Consider the following 16,720-nt stretch of genomic DNA (forward strand, 5'->3'; position numbering starts at 1 on the left):
TGTCCACTCGGTCGTTTTCTATAAGCTTTTGCGCACATAGCGCGATAGAAAGAATCCTCTGCGCAATAAGCGCGGAACGCTCGCATATGCGTTCAATCGCACGACCGATTTTTTCGCCATCGGCTTAACTTGTCGCGCCGAGAAAGGTTGACGAAAAAAAACCGCCTCGATGACGAGGCGGTTTGCACACGATGAGAGCCCGAAGGCTGCGAACGCGATGATCAGCCGATCTGACCGGCCAACAAGGCCATGATCTGACGCGCTTGCGGCGACGAATCGAGCTGACCTTTGTCGTCGACGATTGCGACGCGTGTTTGCTGTTCGGTGACCGCGCGCACGTTGACCTGATATTGCTTCGCGACCATTTCCTTGCGGCCGTGGAACACTTGGCTCCAAAAGCCCTGCTCGGCCGATGTCTTGTCGTTCGGATCGACGTAACGCACATAGTAGACGCCACGGCCACGGTCGCGATCGTCCACGGTGAAGTTCGCCCGATCCAGCGCGATGCCCACGCGCAGCCACGCGCGGTCGTAGGCTTCGGGCAGGGTCAGCTCCGATGTCGTGGCTTCGGGTACGGCTTCGTTGCGAATGGGGCTGTTGCCTGCGTTGGCCGCGTTCTGCGCGGCAACCGATGCAGCCTTCTTGTCGCCAGTCTTGGCGCTCGCCGCCGCGGCGGTCGCGCCCGGCAAAGACGTGCCGCCCGCTTGACGCGTGTCCGCGTTGGTAAGCGAAGTCATCAAACGGCGCAGGTATTCGTTTTCAAGCGCGGGGTCGTTCGGACGCGCCTGCCACTGGCTCGTGTCGTTGTTTACGCCGGTCAACGCTTCACGCATGCCCTTCTGGCTGATGAACACGTACGTGCCGCCGTTGGGCGCCGCTTCGAGACGCGTGCGGTATTTGTTGCGCTCGGCCGTGACATAGGAATTGCCCGTGGCCTTGGAGAGCGTGTCGCGAATCAGGCCATCTGAAATTTGCGGATGCGTTTCGTTCCAGTCGGTTTCCATCACGCCTTTATCGCGTTGATCGACGACGAGCAAGAAGCCCTGCTCTTGCCAGAACCGGCGGATCTGCGGCCAGACCTGATCGGGCGCGCGGTCGTCGACGACGAGCCAGCGCTCGGCGCCATCGCGCTGAATGCGCATGCCCGTGATTGGCGGCACCACCGTGGGCGCGGTGGGTGCGACCTTCTGGACTTGCTGCAGATCGGAAAGGGATGTCTGCCCGCCCTGTGGCGGCAGCGAACGCTGATCGACGGCTTCGTCGAGCAGGTTCGGCGGATTCGCGAGGGTTTCCTGCTTGGAGCGCTGATCGCTCTTGTAGTTGATCGCGTTAGGTGAAGACGTGCCGCAACCCGCCACGATTCCTGCCACTGCGACGACCGCAGCAACCCGCCTGGTTACACGAAAATCTGTCATGTCTGGAAAGTCCTTCCGCAACGCCACGGGTTCTTCCGTGGATCAACCCAGCATTTTACCGGTCTGGCGGTGTCTCTGGCAAAAAGAGGCCGGTTTCGTTTTCCGCGACGCTCGTCGCGATATTGATCCACGGAAACTGGATGCTTTTTGTCGCCGAGATTTGTTGGCAATTCGCCATCGGCAGCGAATGCGCTTTTGTTGCGGTCAAAAGGCATGGATGCACCCAAGCCATTAAAACGTCTTCGCCTCGAAATGACAATTTATGACAGTCTCAAAAATAGGCGATTTGGCTTTTCGAGCTTCGTAACGTACTGATTTTCAAGGCACCACGCCCGTCTTTCGAAGGCTTTTCGCGGCTTTCGAGTGCCTCGGGCGACGGTATCGCCCATCCCCTTCTTCCCTCTAGAATCGCTCTCAAAATTAAGACTTATCTGAGTGAAACTGAGAGAGGAACACGTGACTACGCCAAGACATACGCTAAGAAATCCTCATTACCTCGCGGCGGCCTGCATCGCGCTCGGCGGATCGATGGCCGCGCCTGCACAAGCGCAACTCGGCGCGATAGCGCGCAGCGCCGCATTTTCGCCAGGTGTCGTCGCGCATCGATCGACGCACGGCCTGCTCGATTACGTCGAAACGACGGACGCGAACGGCATCGTCGTGCGCGAATACGTCTCGGCCAGCGGCGCCGTGTACGCAATCTCCTGGCGCGGACCGGCCATGCCCGACACAGAAGCGCTGCTCGGCGCGTACTTTCAGCGCTTCAAGGACGGCGCGAACGCTTCGTCGGGCGATGCCGGTCTGCACGCGACGCGCATCGCGAATGGCGATCTCGTCGTCGAAAATCACGTGCGGCTGCGTGAGTTCAGTGGCCGCGCATGGCTCGTGAGCGCGCTTCCAGTTGGCGTATCCACCGCCGATATTCAATGACGATGGAGGCACGCATGCCTATTCGCACGCATCTCACGCTTCTTATTGTCACCGCACTGGCCTTGACCGCATGCGGCGGTGGCGGCGGTTCCGACAGCGCCACGCCGGCACCCGCGGCACCTGCACAAGCCAGCGCGCCCGCGACGGCCAGCGCGCCGGGCACGGCAAGCGTCCCGGCCGCGGCAAGCGCCGCCAGCAGCGCCAGCGCGGCATCCGCACCGAGTGCCGACTCCACCACCGTCGTGCAATCGACCACGCCGAACGTGCAAACCATCACCGTGACCAGCACGCCAACTCGCACGCGCAACATGCTGCAGACGAGCGTCACTATCTGCGTGCCGGGCACGAATACTTGCCAGACCATCGACAACATCCAGGTCGATACCGGCTCGCACGGGCTGCGCGTGCTGGCGTCGGCACTGAACTCGCAAATCGCGCTGCCGCTCGTCGCGGCAAGCGGTTCGAACGGGTTCGTCGCCGAATGCTCGGTGTTTGGCACGGGCTACACATGGGGCGCCGTGCGCACCGCCGATGTGCGGCTCGCCGGCCAAGTCGCGGGGGCAACCTCCGTGCAGTTGATCGCCGATGCATCGACGCCCACGGCGCCCGCCGATTGCGCACAGTCCGGCCTGCCGATGCTCGACGCATCGAAGCTGCGCGGCAACGGCATTCTCGGCGTCGGTCCGTTCACCGCCGATTGCGGCGCGGGCTGCGCCGCCTCCGCCATGCCGCGCTGGTACTACACCTGCAACGCGGGGGGCGGTTGCACGGCGAGCAGCTTGCCGGTTGCGCAGCAGGTGACCAATCCGGTCGCCAACTTCGCCGCCGACAACAACGGCGTGCTGATCGAACTCCCCGCCATTCCAGCCGCAGGCGCATCCGCGGTCACGGGGACGATGACCTTCGGCATCGGTACGCAGGCGAACAATCTGCTTGGCTCGGCGACGGTGTTGAAATCGAGTTCGTCTTCCGGCTATGTGTCGACGAGCTTCGGCGGCAGTCAGTATGGGACGAGCTTCATCGACAGCGGATCGAACGGGTTGTTCTTCCCTTCGACGAGCATCACGACATGCGGCGCGTGGTATTGCCCGGCGGCGACGCAAGCCTTGAGCGCGACCGTGCGTTCGACGAGCGGCATCACGACCGACGTCTCGTTCAGCGTCGCGCAATCGACCACGTTGATCGCAAGCGGCAATTTCGCGTTCAGCAATCTCGCCGGACCGTCGAGCGGATACTTCGACTGGGGCTTGCCATTCTTCTTTGGGAGACGCGTGTTCACGGCGCTCGAAGGACGCGCGACGCCCGCAGGAAACGGGCCGTATTACGCGTTCTGAAAAGCCGAGGGCCGTTCGCGATGAACGGCCCTCGGCTTGACATGCCGCAACAGGCGGAAAGCTACTTACTTCTTCTGCGCCTCTTCCTCGAAGATCTTCTGCGCCAGATGGAACGCCGAGTTCGCGGCCGGCACGCCGCAATACACGGCCGTCTGCAGCAGCACTTCCTTGATCTCGTCCTGCGTCACGCCGTTGTTCTTCGCGGCGCGCAGATGCAACGCGAGTTCCTCGCCACGATTGAGCGCGACCATCATCGCGATGGTGAGAAGGCTGCGCGTATGACGCGGCAAGCCATCGCGCGTCCAGATTTCGCCCCACGCATAACGCGTGATGAAGTTCTGGAAATCCGTGGTGAGATCGGTGCGGTTGGCAAGCGAGCGGTCCACGTGCGCATCGGACAGCACCGCGCGGCGCACCTTCATGCCGGCTTCGTAACGTTCGTCATCAGTCATGGTTGTTCTCCGAGAAAGTCGAGCACGGCGCGCGTGTAATCGTCGCGCTTCTCGATGTTCGACAAATGCGCCGCGTCCAGTTCGACGTAGCGCGCGCCTTCGATATAACCCGCCAGTTCGCGGCCCTGCTCGGCTGTCGTCGACAGATCGTGCGTGCCTGCGATCACGAGCACCGGCAGCGCGATGGTCTTCGCTTCGGCGCGCAGGTCGGCGTCGCGGATCGCTTCGCAATTCGACGCGTAGCCTTCGCCCTCCGTATGCCGGAAGACATCGCGGATGTTGGCGAGCACGAGCTGTTCGCGCTCGATGAACGGCGCGGTGAACCAGCGCGCGATCACGGCGTCGGTCAGCGACGACATGCCGCCTGCTTCACGCGCTTTCGCGGCGCGCGGCGTCCACACCGCATCCGAGCCGATGAGCGCCGCCGTGTTCGACAGCACCACGCGCGAGAAACGTTCGGGATGACGCGCGGCGAGCCCGATGCCCGTGAGCCCGCCCATCGACAGACCGCAGTAATGCGCGCGTTCGATACCGAGATGATCGAGCAGCCCGACGACATCGCCGATCAACTGATCGATGGTGTACGGCCCCGCTGGCGCGTCCGAATGGCCGTGGCCGCGCGTGTCGTAACGCACCACGCGGTAGTGCTCGGCGAACGCTTCGACTTGCGGCGTCCACATGGAGACATCGGCGCCGAGCGAATTCGACAGCACGAGCCACGGGGCGTCATTGCCCGCGCGGGCATCGACTCGATAGTGAATCCGGGTACCGTTGATAGCGGCAAGGGGCATGCTGTATCGCTCCTGAATCTTGTGCGCTCACGCGTTCGCGCGATGAAGCTCTAGCGCGGCGTCGACGAAGGCCTGTGCCTGACCGGCGTAATTCGCCGGATCGAGCAAGGATTTCAACTGTTGTTGCGAAAGATGCTGCGTGACGGTTTCGTTCGCGGCGAGCACTTCGAAGAGAGACTGGCCGCTTGCCACCGCCGCCTTCGACGACTGCTCGACGAGCTTGTGCGCATCCAGCCGGCCGATGGCGTCGCCGAGCGCGAGCATGACCGCTTCGCCGAGCACGAGACCGTTGGTCGCGTCGAGATTCCGCGCGAGCCGCGCGACGTTCACTTCGAGACCCGGCACGATGCCCTTGATATTCGACAACGCGCCCGCCGTAAGCCGCGCGAGATCGGGCAGCGCTTCCCATTCCGCCTGCCAGCCGCCGAGCGCGCGTTCGTGTTCCTGCACCATGCCCGCGAAAATCGTCGCGACGAGATTGGGCGCGCGCGTCGCGGCAGTCAGCACCGCCGCGCAACTCACGGGATTGCGCTTGTGCGGCATGGTGGACGACCCGCCCTTGCCTGCCGCGGCCGGCTCGGCGAGTTCGCCGAGTTCGGTCTGCATCATGAGCGAGATGTCGCGCGCGATCTTGCCAAGCGTGCCCGTGAGCATGCCGAGAAACGCCGCCGCCTCCGCGATGCGATCGCGTTGCGTATGCCAAGGCAGCGCGGGCAGGGCGAGCTGAAGTTCATCGGCGAGCGACTGCGCCACCGGCAAGGCCTTGTCGCGCAGACTCGCCAGCGTGCCCGCCGCGCCGCCGAATTGCAGCACGAACACGCGCGATTTCAGTTCGTACAGACGCCCGCGATGACGCGTCACCGCATCCAGCCATTGCGCGAACTTGAGACCGAGCGTGATTGGCAGCGCCTGTTGCAACCATGTGCGGCCGATCATCGGCGTCGCGTGATGCTTCTGCGCTTGCTGCGCGAGCGATGCCGCGAGTTCGCGCAGATCGGCATCGATCAGTTCGAATGCGGCGCGCAGTTGCAGCATGACGCCCGTGTCGATGATGTCCTGACTCGTCGCGCCCCAATGCACGTACTTCGCGGCCTCGGCGTCGCCGGCCTTCACCACGGCGGTCAATTGCTTGACGAGCGGAATCGCGAGATTGCCGCCAGCGGCCGCGCCGGTCATCAACGCGCCGGCGTCGAAGTTGTCGGCATTGCACGCGGCGACTATCGCATCGACCGCGCTCGCCGGAATCACGCCATGCTCCGCCGATGCACGCGCGAGCGCCGCTTCGACATCGAGCATGGCCTGCACCGTCGCGCGCGCCGACCATAGCGCGTTGGCGGCCTCGTTGCCGCAGATGAGATCCGTGAGACGACCGGTCGAGGCGAACATGTCCTTAGACACGCTCGATGACAATCGCAATGCCCTGGCCCACGCCAATGCACATGGTGCAGAGCGCGAAGCGCCCGCCCGTGCGCTGCAACTGATAGCTCGCGGTCGTCACGAGCCGCGCGCCGGACGCGCCGAGCGGATGTCCGAGCGCGATCGCACCGCCGTTCGGGTTGACGCGAGGATCGTCGTCGGCAATGCCGAGCATGCGCAGCACGGCGAGCCCTTGCGAGGCGAAGGCTTCGTTCAGTTCGATCACATCGAACTGGTCGATCGTCATGCCAAGGCGCGCCAACAGCTTCTGCGATGCGGGCGCCGGTCCGATACCCATCACGCGCGGTTCGACACCCGCGGTCGCGATGCCGAGAATGCGCGCGCGCGGCGTGAGGCCATGACGCTTCGCGCTTTCTTCGTCGGCGATCAGCATGGCGACGGCGCCATCGTTCACGCCCGACGCGTTGCCCGCCGTCACCGAGCCGTCCGGACGCACCACGCCCTTCAGCTTCGCGAGCGTTTCGAGACTCGTCTCACGCGGATGCTCGTCCTGCGACACGACGAGCGCGTCGCCCTTCTTCTGGGCGATGCTGACCGGCGTGACTTCCTGCGCGAGCGTGCCGTCCTTCTGCGCGCGCGATGCCTTCTGCTGACTGCGCAGCGCGAACGCGTCCTGATCGGCGCGGCTCACCTTGTAGTCGTCGGCGACGTTCTCGGCGGTTTCGGGCATCGAGTCGACGCCGTAGAGCTTCTTCATCAGCGGATTGACGAAGCGCCAGCCGATGGTCGTGTCGTGAATCTCGGCCTGACGCGAGAACGCGCTCGTCGCCTTGCCCATCACGAACGGCGCACGGCTCATGCTCTCGACGCCGCCCGCGATCAAAAGGCTCGCCTCGCCCGACTTGATGGCGCGCGCCGCGATGCCGACCGCATCCATGCCCGAACCGCACAGGCGGTTCACCGTCGAACCGGGCGTGCCCACGGGCAAGCCGGCAAGCAACGCCGACATGCGCGCGACGTTGCGATTGTCTTCGCCCGCCTGATTCGCGCAGCCGTAGATCACTTCCTCGACGGCTTCCCAGTCCACTTCCTTGTTGCGTTCGACGAGCGCGCGCAGCGGCACGGCGCCCAGGTCGTCGGCACGCACGGAAGACAGCGAACCGCCGTAACGGCCGATCGGCGTGCGGATGGCATCACATACGAAAGCTTCTTTCATCGGTCAACTCCAGTTATCTCTCAGGCGAAGCGTTTATGCAGCCTCGGACAGCGGCACGTATTGCAGCGGCACCTGGGCCAGCTTTTGCAGTTCGTCGAACGACAGACCTTCCACCATCTCGCGCACGACAAAGCCTTCCGGCGTCACGTCGAACACGGCGAGGTCCGTGTACACGCGATCCGCGCACTGTACGCCCGTCACCGGATAAGAACATTCGGCCACGAGCTTGCTCTCGCCTTGCTTCGTGAGCAGTTCCATCATCACGTACACCTGCTTGGCGCCGATGGCCAGGTCCATTGCGCCGCCGACGGCGGGAATCGCATCGGGTGCGCCGGTGTGCCAGTTGGCGAGGTCGCCCGTCGCCGAGACCTGGAACGCGCCGAGCACGCAGAAATCGAGATGGCCGCCGCGCATCATCGCGAAGGAATCGGCGTGATGGAAGAACGCGCCGCCCGTCAAGAGCGTGACGTGCTGCTTGCCGGCGTTGATGAGTTCGTCGTCCTCTTCGCCCTTCGCGGGCGCGGGACCCATGCCGAGCAGGCCGTTTTCGCTATGGAGGAAGATTTCGCGATCCGCCGCGAGATGATTGGCGACGAGCGTCGGCACGCCGATACCGAGGTTCACATACGCGCCTTCGGGAATGTCCGCGGCCACGCGGCGGGCCATTTCGTCACGGGAAAGTTTCTTCATGGCTTCGATCCTTCAGGATGCAAGTTCAGCTTCGAGTTCGGCGGCATGCACCGCCTGCGGCACTTCGACCACACGTTGCACGAAGATGCCCGGCGTCACGATGTTTTCGGGGTCAAGCTCGCCGAGCGGCACGACCTTCGACACCTGCACGATGGCGGTCTTCGCGGCGCTCGCCATGATCGGCCCGAAGTTGCGCGCCGTCTTACGATAGACCAGATTGCCCCAGCGGTCGCCCTTATAGGCCTTCACGAGCGCGAAGTCGGCGTGTAGCGGCGCTTCGAGCACGTAGTGCTTGCCGTCGATCACGCGGGTTTCCTTGCCTTCTGCGAGCTTCGTGCCGTAGCCGGTCGGCGTGAAGAATCCGCCGATGCCCGCGCCCGCCGCTCGAATGCGCTCCGCGAGATTACCCTGCGGCACGAGTTCGAGTTCGATTTCGCCCGCGCGGTAGAGCGCGTCGAAGACGTGCGAGTCGGTCTGACGCGGAAACGAACAGATGATCTTGCTGACGCGCTTCGCCTTCAGCAAGGCGGCGAGACCCGTGTCGCCATTGCCCGCGTTGTTGTTGACGATGGTGAGATTGCGCGCGCCCTGTTCGATGAGCGCGTCGATCAGTTCCGAGGGCATGCCCGCCGTGCCGAAACCGCCGATCATGATGGTCGCGCCGTCCTGCACATCCGCCACCGCCGACGCGAGCGAGTCGAAAATCTTGTTGATCATTGCCGTACTTTCTCCTGTGTCGAACCGACTTGCGTGTCAGCGGCCGCTTGAAGCAAACGCATCTCGGGGTTTACCTGTGCGCCGACAAGCTTGCTTCGGAATGTTCGATATGCGAACATGGATTCGTTAAGCGAACATCGGCATGTTAGTCCCCGGTTCTTTGTCGTGTCAACGAAGCATGCGCGAAGTGCGGGTTTGTACGGGTCTTCACGCTTTCAATATGTCCACTCCAACGAATGCCGACGCGGATTCATCCGATAACCCCGCGCGTCCCGGCGACGCCTACGTGCAATCGTTCGCGCGCGGGCTTTCGGTCATCCGCTCGTTCGACGCGAACCGCCCGGCGCAGACGCTCACCGATGTCGCCGCCGCGACCGGCTTAACGCGCGCGGGCGCGCGGCGCATTCTCCTTACGTTGCAGACGCTCGGTTATGTCGAAGCCGATGGCCGCCTCTTCCAGCTCACACCGAAGATACTCGACCTGGGCTTCGCCTATCTCACGTCGATGCCGTTCTGGAATCTCGCCGAGCCGGTCATGGAAGAACTCGTCGCGCAAGTTCACGAAAGCTGCTCGGCGGCGGTGTTGAACGGCGCGGAGATCGTCTACGTGCTGCGCGTGCCGACCCACAAGATCATCACGCAAAATCTGTCGATCGGCAGCCGTCTGCCCGCGTTCTGCACGTCGATGGGCCGCGTGCTTTTCGCCGCACTCGACGACGCACAACTCGACAAAGCACTCGATGCCAGCGAACTCGTCGCGCGCACGCCGCACACCATCGTCGACAAGACTGCGCTCAGGGAATCGATCGCGCTCGTGCGGCGCCAGGGCTGGGCTATCGTCGATCAAGAACTGGAAGAAGGATTGATCTCGCTATCGGCGCCCATTCGCGACCGGCAAGGCCGCGTGATCGCCGCGCTGAACCTCTCCGGCAACGCGCAGCGCAAGAGCGCGAAGCAAATGGTGAAGTCGTTCCTGACGCCGCTGCAGGAAGCGGCGCAGCGCGTGTCGGACATGGTTGCGCGGCGTGGATGATCCGCGCGACACTCCACTATCCGCGAGGCGAATGCCGCATGACGCACTATTTCGCCGGACGATAACGACGGCCGCATGACCGACCTCGACCTGAATCTGATCCCGTTCCTCGTCGCGATAGAGGAGACGCGCAACGTGAGCCGCGCCGCCGAGCGGCTCGGCGTGAGTCAGCCGCGCGTGTCGACGGCGCTCGGACGGCTGCGCGAATATTTCAACGACCCGCTGTTCGTGCGGACCTCGCGCGGCATGGAGCCGACGCCGCGCGCCCTGGCGCTCGTGCCGGCGGCGCGCGAGGCGCTCGGGCGGATCGAACGCGGTTTGCTCGATACGCAGCACTTCGATCCCTCATCGAGCACCGACACGTTCTCGATAGCGCTGTCGGATGTCGGCGAGATCGTGTTTCTGCCGCGCTTGTTGCAGGCGTTCGCAACCGAGGCGCCGCAAGCGAATCTGCGGTCTGTGTCGGCTTCACACGGCGATGTCGAGCGCGGACTCGAAGCCGGCTCGATCGATCTGGCGGTCGGCTATTTTCCCGATCTGCGCGGCAACAACTTCTTCCAGCAGCGGCTCTTTTCGCACCGGTTCATCTGTCTCATGCGGCGCGATCATCCCTTCGCGCGCGAGCCTCTCACGCTCGAACGCTTCTGCGCATGCGGCCACGCGGTCGTGCGCGCCGAGGGACGCAGTCAGGAGATCCTCGAAAATCATCTCGACAAGGAACGCGTGCGGCGCCGCGCCGTGCTGGAGACGCCGCACTTCATGAGCTTGCCGTTCATTTTGTCGCGCACGGATCTCATCGCGACGGTGCCGCATGCGATCGGCTTCGCGTATGTGGCCGAACACGCGTCGATCACGCTCGCCGAGCCGCCGCTCGCGCTGCCGAGGTTCGATCTGCGGCAGCATTGGCATCGCAAGTTTCATAACGATCCACGCACGAGTTGGCTGCGTGGCGTCGTCGCCTCGCTCTTCAACGACGCACTCGACGAATGGCCGAAGTGACGGGCAGCTTTTCCTCGACGTGCGGCGATGTCTAACGCCCGCTCCGGCTTGCGTCCGAGCGGCCCTCATCCGCGGATAAATCCGGCTAACATTGGCGTTTTGTTTCCTCGAAGGAAATGATCGATGGATGCGCTCACCAGTCTTCGCGTATTCCGCGAGGTCGTCGAAGCTGGAAGTTTCGTGAAGGCGGCCGAACGGCTAGACATCTCGACCGCGATGACGAGCAAACACGTCGCCAACCTCGAACGCCATTTGAACGTGCGGTTGCTGAATCGAACGACGCGGCATCTCAGCCTGACCGAAGCCGGCAACGTTTATTACGAACAGTGCAGCGAGGCGCTCGATATCCTGCGCGCGGCAGAAGCCGCGGTCGGCACACAGACGGCGCAGCCACATGGCGTGCTCAAGGTGACCGCGCCGGGCTGGTTCGCCAATCGTAAGTTCGCGGATTTGCTGGTGGCTTATCAGGCGCGTTATCCGGATGTGCTCGTCGATATGCGCCTCGAGAACCGCTTCGTCGATCTGGTCGAGGAAGGCTACGACATGGCCTTGCGCGCGACGTCCGAGCCGTCGCCCTCGCTCATCGTACGGCCGTTGTGCCGGATGCCGTTCGTGCTGGCGGCATCGCCTGCGTATATCGAACGGCATGGGCCGGTGCAGCATCCGGACGACATGGCGCGGCATCGCGTCGTGCTGCCGACTTACACCAATATCGAGATGGTTACGCTGACGGGCGCGGACGGCGCGTTCACGGTCAGGAATCAGCCGGTGCTGAAGACCAACGATACGTCGATGGCGCTCCAGCTCGTGCGTGCCGGGATGGGCCTGGCGTATCTGCCGGCGTGGATCGTCGATCCCGAACTGGGCGCGGGCAACTTGCTGCGCGTGCTGCCGGGCTACGAAGCGTTCGCGCCGTCGGTGTATGCGGTGTACACGAGCCGCAAGTACATGACGACGAAGGTCAGAACCTTCATCGATTTCTTGTCGGACTCGCTGAGCGATCAAGAACCAGGGAAGTGACCGAATCACGACAGAATTCGGATTAGTCGTAGATTAAGAATACTCGTATTCAAGCGCTGCTTGCCGTGTGTGAATATCGCGCCCAATTCCCGGTTTGGCCTACCACGATCTGGTTATCACGGATTGTGACGATCGCCGCTGGGGAGGCTGGCTCTTTCACGCATCATCATTGGCTTAGCGCACATGGACTTCTTTCCCTGGCTCCCCTTGTTGTTCAACCTCTTGCTTCTGTGCGCGGTGATGTTCGTCTGCCGCACGATCAACGCAAGTCACGGCAAGCTGCTGTGGAATGGCGCACTCGTGTTCTTCATCTTCTGCTTTCTGGCAATGGCTCTCGACTTCGTACTGACGATGGTCTTTGCGTCCGCGAGTTTTCATGATCACACGCAGTATGAAAGCATCGCGACGCGGAGCAAGTGGAGCGAACGCGTGCTGAGTTACCTGATTCCTTGTGTCGTGTCGGCGTTGTTGGCACAGCGCTTTCGCAAGCGTCAGCGCGCAGCGCTTGCGCGCAAGCGGCGCGTGCCGACGCTGCGTAACAATGACGCGCCTGTTTCGATCAAGACTTCCCCTTACACGCAGTCTGAACTCAGGCTGTGAGCATTTTCGAGTAGATTCGACGAGTCCGAACACGAATTTCGTCGAAGCAGTTCTACTATTCGTTTCGCTCTGATATACTTTCGCTCTTTCGGGGCGTAGCGCAGCCTGGTAGCGTACCTGCATGGGGTGCAGGTGGTCGGAGGTTCAAATCCTCTCGCCCCGACCAGATTAAAACCCGCGATAGCTTAGGCTTTCGCGGGTTTTTTTCATGTCTGCTACCTGTACGTAAATACAGTGAATTTTAGGCAATTTATTAGGCGCGCCTAATACTCAAACCGATTGCGGAGTGCCATACTGTTCATCCACACAGTATTTGGACGGCGACGCACGGGCCTGTTTAAGAGCGGTAAGGACACCCGTCACTGCCGCAAGTGCGAGCACTGGGGCGGTGAGGTGGCGAAGGGACAGCACGCGGTCTGCGTGCGAGGTAGAGGAACGCAGGTGACTGCGCGGCTAGAATACGGATGTGCGTTCTGGGCGCGTGCGACAGGGCATGACGATGGCGCACAAGTTTCTCCGTTAAGAACAGAAAACTTTTCAGAGCATGACGATGAAAGCTTCTGAGGTAGTCGGACAGATCAAGGCTGCTGTTGATGAATTTGCGCAAACCGGAAACTCCGCAATGCCGGTTCAGAGTATGCAGATGTATCTCGACGGCTTGCTTAAAACGACTCAGGAACGAGAGTCTAGCAATGCCCCGATCTCGGAGGCGCAGGCGCAGCATCAGTTGGAGATTTGGAAAACCCAGCTAGTCGCTCGGTCGGGCATGACTATAGAGATGTTCAAAGCGGTGGTTGAGGCAGGCCAAACAGCTCTTAAATCCGCTACCTTGCTAAATGGAGGCGCCGCTGTTGCGATGCTAGCATTCGTTGGCAACGCGCTTACCAACTTGCGCGAACCAGTGAGAACGACGCTTCTGACATCAGTCGGGGGCGCCCTTTTCATTTTCATGATTGGTGCAGGATTGTCGGGCGTGTCGACGGCTGCCAGATATTTATCCCAGGCTTGCTACGCAAATGCCGCCGAGCAAAACCCTGCGCCTTACTGGATGAAATGGGGAATGGCTCTTCAATGGGCGTCGATCGCGTTGGGCGTCGGTTCGTTCGCGTCCTTCTTCGCCGGCGGCTGGACTGCATATAGGTCGATCGTGCGCCTTTGATCGAGCCAGTTTTGTCTACCGCGATGATGTACCGATCTGCCAGCCGCAATGGGCGATTCCCATTTTCAAATTCGCGCTCACCTGGTCGAGAAAAGCCACGGGACATGGCCTGAACATCAGCGTCGGTCGGCGTCTCTGGCTTGAAATACAGGCAGGAGTTATCCACGACCCGGGTCGGTCCCGGCACTTCCTTGGCCTGCACCGGGTTGTCGGCATGGAGGGTCGTGAGCAGCGCGAGTAGATCTGTGCGAGCAGCGTCGCCTAGCGCGCTTGAGAGTCTCCTAGAGGCGTATAGGCGTGCTCTTGCGTGCAACTCCGGCATTGGAATTAGTTTCCCCTGCGTATCGACGTCACCATCATATCTGCGAGCGGCCAGGAACCGCCTGGTTCGCGACTGCATAATGGAAGAAGTTTGAAATCGCACATTCGACACAAGCTGAACATTACGAATTTACTGGCCCATCATACTTACAGCTCCTATCCTAGCAAGGCTGCATTTGCGGAAGCGCGTGACGGTGCAATACGTCGCTTGTTAGCAGTCAGCTAACCCGATGTCTGTCAGCGCATGGCGTCAGCTATGGGGGAAATTTCTAATGCTTTTAGGCGAGCGATTCATGGTGGGCGGTGGCTGGACCAGCCTTGTAGCATTCATCGGCGGCATGCTCGTAGTGACATTTGGCATTTTATTGTCTGCGCGCCGTTATCCTGCAGCACGCGCTGTCGACGACGCCGAGAGCGCGGTAGCCGATACCATCGCCAGTGCGATTGCTATCTTAAGTGCGCTTCTTTTGGCCTTCGTGATCGTCGTCGTTTGGGAGAAATACAATGCGATCCGTGACACAGTAGCAAACGAGACAGGGGCGATCCACAGTCTGATGCGCGAGACGCAAAGACTCCCGGAGCCACGACGCGACCAGATCCTCGGGCTGCTTCAGTCGTACTCCGAACAAGTACGGGATGACGACTGGCCAATATTGGCTAGCACGGGAAAACGGCCGATCGAGCAAGTGCCATTGGCCGACGCAACCCTTGACAGGCTTTGGCAAACTGTAATTTCAACCGACGACCCGCAGGCTCATACCTTAAATGACGCAGTTGTCGCCGAGCTTAAAGAGCTTACCGTCAACCGAACTCATCGCTTCGCTCTCGCTGGCGACGGCGTAACAGGGGCACTGTGGTTGCTGTTGATCTCGTCGAGCGTCGCCACCGTTGCACTCACGATATTCAGTTATCGGCAACTATCGAGGAGGCACACGCCCATATTTCTGTTTTACGCCGCGTTTCTTGGCGCGATGTTATGGCTCGTTGCTGATAGCGACGATCCCTTCGGCGGTACGCAGCGCATTCGCGCCGACCGTTTCGAATATGCTACACGAATGATACAGGCGCAGCGGAAACCGGCCTAACGTCATTGTTATGCGGTTTTAAGTCGGACACCCGCCAGCTTCATGCAGAAACTAGGCCTCGTCCGTCCCGAGGCTTAACGTTCCATGCTAGTGCTGCATTATGTATGCCCGACTTGCCCAGCATCCTCCTCGAGTTTCGGCTCGCAGAACTATGCTCAGTCGAAACGACGAAGATTGCAAAGACCTCAGCATGGACAAATTTCGAACACTACTGTGGCTGGCGGAGGATCTTGACGAATATCAAGAATCATTCTTTTCCAAGCGACACTGTTTGATCGTTGAAAGGCTATCTATGATCCATCCTCCGTTTAACAGGTTGTTGGCTCGCATTACCATCACCGAATACTCTTTGTTTTTGTGAGTTTCATGCAGGTGCAACCAACGGCCAGAATGCGAGGTTAGCAAATGATGCGAAATTCCGAAGCCGCAAAGATTCTATATATTGCCCTGCTTGAGGCGAGCCGTGATTTAAGCGACGCAGTGGCGCAGGTATGGGACTATCTTGACGAGCACGAACAAACACGATGCAAGATAGCTGTCGGGAAAATGCTGGCAGAAATATACCAAAGTGGCATCGCAGAAATTGAACAGCTGTATCCAAGCTTCGAAAACGCCGACCTTGCACGAGAGTATGAAGTTGGTCCGAGCCAGTAAGTACAATTCACGAGTCGAATTAAGGCGGCCAGTGTACGAATGGCAATCAGTCTTGCCGTTTGACCGGGCTTGATGGGTCGCCGCTCCCATTCGAACAATTGCCCGCGATCACGCCCTGCTCTTGAAGCGCGCAGATGTACCGCTGTAGGTATTCGGCTTTCTCGCGGGCGTCGCCATAGGCATCGTCAACTATTTTGAAAAGACCTCTTCCAATCTCCGGTGGTAGCTCGGCGTAGCGACGGGCTCCATCGCCCGCGCCGCCGGCGGCGGAGCCTGGATTTGCGGCACCGCTATGGTTTGCAGAGTTAGTCGTGAACGGTGATGCGCATCAGACTGAGAAGTTAGGCGGCTGTGCTGGCCCATGCGATCAACTATTGGTCCGCCGTCTGCAAATCTCCGAGCATGAGCGATTGCCTTCGCAATCGCACCCATACGAAACCTTTAAACGGCCGCCAGCTGAGTGTTGCGCCGATATCAATGAGGACAGTAATTTCCCTCCGTACAAAGCGCCGCTAGCGATGATCGGGAACGAACCTTCTCGTTAGCCTATCGTTGCGTCTGCCGTGGGCCGTGAGCCTTGTGCCAATCCCGATCCGCTTCCCGAACACCAGTTTCGACAAAAGCTCGTTATGATCAATGCATTTTTCTCGTGCGACCATCGCCAAGCAACCGGCCTGAACTCGTGCCGTTCAGCGTCAGCGACTTGCTCAACGGGCACGAACGACACTGCTAGCTCACTCTCAACCTGAACGAGTGCCTCCGGAAGTGAGATCATTAAGCCCGAATCATTGTGCATGTGCGGCATATATACGCCAAGCTTGTATTTTGCTAGGGTCTGTTTACATTCTCACTAGCGGTCCAAAGGCACAGGCAAGCGAAGCAAAGGCGAGATAGTTGCCGGCGAGCTTGTCGTAACGCGTGGCGACG

At 61.0% G+C, this 16,720-nt stretch carries 16 protein-coding genes, 1 tRNA gene and 1 pseudogene; 10 read left to right on the top strand and 8 right to left on the bottom strand.

The window, feature by feature from the left end:
• Window positions 1–221: 221 nt before the first annotated feature.
• Window positions 222–1,415: an outer membrane protein assembly factor BamC gene (gene bamC / locus QCE79_RS07640; RefSeq protein ID WP_250492252.1), complete on the bottom strand. Its 1,194-nt coding sequence runs from the start codon at window positions 1,413–1,415 to the stop codon at window positions 222–224.
• Between the two features lie 456 nt (window positions 1,416–1,871).
• Between bamC and QCE79_RS07645 the strand changes: the two genes are divergently transcribed.
• Both QCE79_RS07645 and QCE79_RS07650 read left to right on the top strand, forming a co-directional pair.
• On the top strand, window positions 1,872–2,345 hold the full coding sequence (locus QCE79_RS07645; RefSeq protein WP_309843142.1) for a DUF2844 domain-containing protein: 474 nt from the start codon (window positions 1,872–1,874) through the stop codon (window positions 2,343–2,345).
• A gap of 14 nt (window positions 2,346–2,359) precedes the next feature.
• Window positions 2,360–3,679 (top strand): DUF3443 domain-containing protein, encoded by a 1,320-nt coding sequence (locus tag QCE79_RS07650; RefSeq protein ID WP_309843143.1) that lies wholly within the window; start codon window positions 2,360–2,362, stop codon window positions 3,677–3,679.
• Between the two features lie 65 nt (window positions 3,680–3,744).
• Here the strand turns inward: QCE79_RS07650 and pcaC are convergent, their stop codons facing one another.
• The 6 genes from pcaC to QCE79_RS07680 are packed head-to-tail and all read right to left on the bottom strand — an operon-like array spanning window position 3,745 to window position 8,922.
• The gene (pcaC, locus tag QCE79_RS07655) at window positions 3,745–4,131 is read right to left on the bottom strand and encodes a 4-carboxymuconolactone decarboxylase (RefSeq protein WP_244827721.1); all 387 of its coding nucleotides are present in this window, start codon (window positions 4,129–4,131) and stop codon (window positions 3,745–3,747) included.
• A complete protein-coding gene (gene pcaD, locus QCE79_RS07660) occupies window positions 4,128–4,922 on the bottom strand; it encodes a 3-oxoadipate enol-lactonase (RefSeq protein WP_309843145.1) in 795 nt (264 codons plus the stop codon). The genes pcaC and pcaD overlap by 4 nt, the downstream gene beginning before the upstream one ends.
• Window positions 4,923–4,949: 27 nt before the next feature.
• Entirely contained in the window at window positions 4,950–6,308 is a 1,359-nt protein-coding gene (locus QCE79_RS07665) for a 3-carboxy-cis,cis-muconate cycloisomerase (protein ID WP_309843148.1), read from the bottom strand.
• A 4-nt stretch (window positions 6,309–6,312) separates the two neighbouring features.
• Window positions 6,313–7,515 (bottom strand): 3-oxoadipyl-CoA thiolase, encoded by a 1,203-nt coding sequence (pcaF, locus tag QCE79_RS07670; RefSeq protein WP_309843151.1) that lies wholly within the window; start codon window positions 7,513–7,515, stop codon window positions 6,313–6,315.
• A 33-nt stretch (window positions 7,516–7,548) separates the two neighbouring features.
• A complete protein-coding gene (locus QCE79_RS07675; protein ID WP_309843153.1) occupies window positions 7,549–8,205 on the bottom strand; it encodes a 3-oxoacid CoA-transferase subunit B in 657 nt (218 codons plus the stop codon).
• A 12-nt stretch (window positions 8,206–8,217) separates the two neighbouring features.
• Entirely contained in the window at window positions 8,218–8,922 is a 705-nt protein-coding gene (locus QCE79_RS07680; protein WP_244827716.1) for a 3-oxoacid CoA-transferase subunit A, read from the bottom strand.
• A gap of 220 nt (window positions 8,923–9,142) precedes the next feature.
• Between QCE79_RS07680 and QCE79_RS07685 the strand changes: the two genes are divergently transcribed.
• The 8 genes from QCE79_RS07685 (at window position 9,143) to QCE79_RS07720 (ending at window position 15,793) form a co-directional block, all read left to right on the top strand.
• Window positions 9,143–9,955, top strand: coding sequence for an IclR family transcriptional regulator (locus QCE79_RS07685; protein ID WP_250464436.1), 813 nt, complete (start codon window positions 9,143–9,145; stop codon window positions 9,953–9,955).
• 75 nt (window positions 9,956–10,030) lie between these two features.
• Window positions 10,031–10,954: a LysR family transcriptional regulator gene (locus QCE79_RS07690; RefSeq protein ID WP_244827714.1), complete on the top strand. Its 924-nt coding sequence runs from the start codon at window positions 10,031–10,033 to the stop codon at window positions 10,952–10,954.
• Window positions 10,955–11,077: 123 nt separating this feature from the next.
• On the top strand, window positions 11,078–11,974 hold the full coding sequence (locus QCE79_RS07695; protein WP_309843156.1) for a LysR family transcriptional regulator: 897 nt from the start codon (window positions 11,078–11,080) through the stop codon (window positions 11,972–11,974).
• A gap of 183 nt (window positions 11,975–12,157) precedes the next feature.
• Entirely contained in the window at window positions 12,158–12,574 is a 417-nt protein-coding gene (locus QCE79_RS07700; protein WP_244827712.1) for a hypothetical protein, read from the top strand.
• Between the two features lie 89 nt (window positions 12,575–12,663).
• Window positions 12,664–12,740, top strand: a tRNA-Pro gene (locus QCE79_RS07705).
• Between the two features lie 378 nt (window positions 12,741–13,118).
• A complete protein-coding gene (locus QCE79_RS07710; protein ID WP_309843158.1) occupies window positions 13,119–13,733 on the top strand; it encodes a hypothetical protein in 615 nt (204 codons plus the stop codon).
• Window positions 13,734–14,326: 593 nt separating this feature from the next.
• Entirely contained in the window at window positions 14,327–15,139 is an 813-nt protein-coding gene (locus QCE79_RS07715; RefSeq protein ID WP_309843161.1) for a hypothetical protein, read from the top strand.
• Between the two features lie 405 nt (window positions 15,140–15,544).
• Window positions 15,545–15,793 carry a hypothetical protein gene (locus QCE79_RS07720; RefSeq protein WP_309843163.1) on the top strand — a complete coding sequence of 83 codons (249 nt, stop codon included), beginning with the start codon at window positions 15,545–15,547 and terminating at the stop codon, window positions 15,791–15,793.
• An 839-nt stretch (window positions 15,794–16,632) separates the two neighbouring features.
• Here QCE79_RS07720 and QCE79_RS07725 read toward each other — a convergent pair.
• Window positions 16,633–16,720 (bottom strand): annotated as a pseudogene (locus QCE79_RS07725) (IS5/IS1182 family transposase); the annotation flags it as partial.

The organism is Caballeronia sp. LZ003 (genome assembly GCF_031451465.1).
In the GTDB taxonomy this organism is placed as follows: domain Bacteria; phylum Pseudomonadota; class Gammaproteobacteria; order Burkholderiales; family Burkholderiaceae; genus Caballeronia.

Bases quoted from the DNA above. Each gene is read 5' to 3' on its own strand.
- bamC (WP_250492252.1), bottom strand. From the start codon at position 1,415: ATGACAGATTTTCGTGTAACCAGGCGGGTTGCTGCGGTCGTCGCAGTG.
- QCE79_RS07650 (WP_309843143.1), top strand. From the start codon at position 2,360: ATGCCTATTCGCACGCATCTCACGCTTCTTATTGTCACCGCACTGGCC.
- pcaC (WP_244827721.1), bottom strand. From the start codon at position 4,131: ATGACTGATGACGAACGTTACGAAGCCGGCATGAAGGTGCGCCGCGCG.
- pcaD (WP_309843145.1), bottom strand. From the start codon at position 4,922: ATGCCCCTTGCCGCTATCAACGGTACCCGGATTCACTATCGAGTCGAT.
- QCE79_RS07665 (WP_309843148.1), bottom strand. From the start codon at position 6,308: ATGTTCGCCTCGACCGGTCGTCTCACGGATCTCATCTGCGGCAACGAG.
- pcaF (WP_309843151.1), bottom strand. From the start codon at position 7,515: ATGAAAGAAGCTTTCGTATGTGATGCCATCCGCACGCCGATCGGCCGT.
- QCE79_RS07675 (WP_309843153.1), bottom strand. From the start codon at position 8,205: ATGAAGAAACTTTCCCGTGACGAAATGGCCCGCCGCGTGGCCGCGGAC.
- QCE79_RS07680 (WP_244827716.1), bottom strand. From the start codon at position 8,922: ATGATCAACAAGATTTTCGACTCGCTCGCGTCGGCGGTGGCGGATGTG.
- QCE79_RS07685 (WP_250464436.1), top strand. From the start codon at position 9,143: ATGTCCACTCCAACGAATGCCGACGCGGATTCATCCGATAACCCCGCG.
- QCE79_RS07690 (WP_244827714.1), top strand. From the start codon at position 10,031: ATGACCGACCTCGACCTGAATCTGATCCCGTTCCTCGTCGCGATAGAG.
- QCE79_RS07695 (WP_309843156.1), top strand. From the start codon at position 11,078: ATGGATGCGCTCACCAGTCTTCGCGTATTCCGCGAGGTCGTCGAAGCT.
- QCE79_RS07700 (WP_244827712.1), top strand. From the start codon at position 12,158: ATGGACTTCTTTCCCTGGCTCCCCTTGTTGTTCAACCTCTTGCTTCTG.
- QCE79_RS07710 (WP_309843158.1), top strand. From the start codon at position 13,119: ATGACGATGAAAGCTTCTGAGGTAGTCGGACAGATCAAGGCTGCTGTT.
- QCE79_RS07715 (WP_309843161.1), top strand. From the start codon at position 14,327: ATGCTTTTAGGCGAGCGATTCATGGTGGGCGGTGGCTGGACCAGCCTT.
- QCE79_RS07720 (WP_309843163.1), top strand. From the start codon at position 15,545: ATGATGCGAAATTCCGAAGCCGCAAAGATTCTATATATTGCCCTGCTT.